Source organism: Segatella maculosa DSM 19339 = JCM 15638, from assembly GCF_000382385.1.
Classification (GTDB): Bacteria; Bacteroidota; Bacteroidia; order Bacteroidales; family Bacteroidaceae; genus Prevotella; species Prevotella maculosa.
This window is the reverse complement of the sequence record NZ_KB908375.1, coordinates 1-1,494: the sequence shown is the minus strand read 5'-3', so window position 1 is coordinate 1,494 and position 1,494 is coordinate 1. Positions and strand designations below refer to the sequence as shown.

Genomic DNA, 1,494 nt, shown 5'->3' with positions numbered 1-1,494 from the left:
TCTTACCGATACGGGCAGGGATGTCCACTTCCTTGTGAAAGGCGGCAAGGTATTCCTGCTCCCTGTCTTTCGACCGTCTGCGGCGTGCCGGCATTCCCTCCGTCTTCTGTTCTTCTTCCTTGCCCGCTTCTTTTCCCATAGGCGACTCATCTTCCGACTCTTCCTGCTTTTCACTTTCCACTCCGTTCGTCCTTGCTTCGGGTGGGATGCTCATGTCGTCCCGACGGAACGAGTTGATGATGAAATTGCTGTCGATGTCTTCCACTCTTGTCTTCTTTGCCATTGTCTTTATCTTTTGAGGTTTATAATGTCAAGTATTTCGTCTGCGAGCCTGTCCACATTGCTTCCCCTCAGCAGGCTCTTGTCCGTGGGGAATGTCGTGGAGCGGAACACCGCCTTGCGCTCGGATGCCATCTCCTTGCGGAACCGCTTGCTGTCGGGAAGTCGGGTGGAAAGGATAGGCAGGGCGAACTCCGCGCACACCTTTTCATAAGCTCCGTAAAGCTCCGTCTTTTCGCGCCCGTCCACCATGTTCCATATCAGGTAAATCCCCTTGATGGCGGATTTGCCCGTGACGACCATCTGCTCGTTGATGACGGTGGCGAACTTGATGGAGCTTTCCATCACCACACGATCGGCGATGATGGGCGTGAAGATATAGTCCATCCGAGATACGGTATTGACGATCTCGGCATTGTTGATGGTACCGGGCAGGTCGAAGAAGATGACGTCCGGCATCTTCCCGCCTCTGCAAAGGCTTTCTGCGGAGGAGATGGCGTCCTCGGCGCGGCTGCAGACGACGGGATAGTATTTCTTTCCCAGCTGTCTGAGCAGGTCATACGCCTGTACCTTGTAATAGTCATCCTTCATGATGGTGTCCATGTCGCGTTTGCGCATGTCATGGATGCTGTACTGGGGGAAGTCGCAGTCGATGACGGCGACGTCATATCCCTTTACGTAATGCAGGTAGCTCGCCATGAGCACCGTGAGCGTGGTCTTGCCCGCTCCGCCTTTCTGGGTGGAGAAAGCAACATACAGTGGTTTGTCTTTTTGTTTGTCCATTGTCTTCTTGGTTTTATGGGTGATACATATATTGATACATTTGTTTGTCGGTTTGTCGGTTTCTTCCGCTTGACGTTCCAACCATATTCTCGCCGTCCGTCGGTTGCGACCGCTAATTCTCCTTGCGGAGATACTGCCGGAGAAACGGACAACCAAGTGTCGGTTGCAACCAACCAATGGCTATTGGGGCATGAGTCTCTCTCAACCAACCGGCAGATTGACTGACGTCTTTTGGTTTGTCGGTGCAAATAAACAACAAAATGTCGGTACTTGTATCGTTTTTCAGCCACGTGGCAGCTTGTGGCGTCGTTGTGGCAGCTTTTGGCGTCGTTCCTGCCGGTTTTCGGGTGGATATTCTGCCTAATTTTGCACCCGAGCGACGAGGTCTGTCGGTCGGTGTTCTCCCTGACGGCTTCTGAAGGTAACTCCCTC

The 1,494-nt window shown here is 52.9% G+C and carries 2 protein-coding genes and 1 pseudogene; all 3 read right to left on the bottom strand.

The window, feature by feature from the left end; all coding sequences use genetic code 11:
- Positions 1-283, bottom strand: a pseudogene (locus H164_RS0114280) (DUF3408 domain-containing protein); the annotation flags it as partial.
- Positions 284-288: 5 nt separating this feature from the next.
- A complete protein-coding gene (locus H164_RS0114275; protein WP_026356395.1) occupies positions 289-1,062 on the bottom strand; it encodes a ParA family protein in 774 nt (257 codons plus the stop codon).
- A gap of 112 nt (positions 1,063-1,174) precedes the next feature.
- Positions 1,175-1,494, bottom strand: a 320-nt coding sequence (locus tag H164_RS15750; protein WP_036888112.1) for a hypothetical protein, incomplete at its 5' end; no start/stop codon positions are given.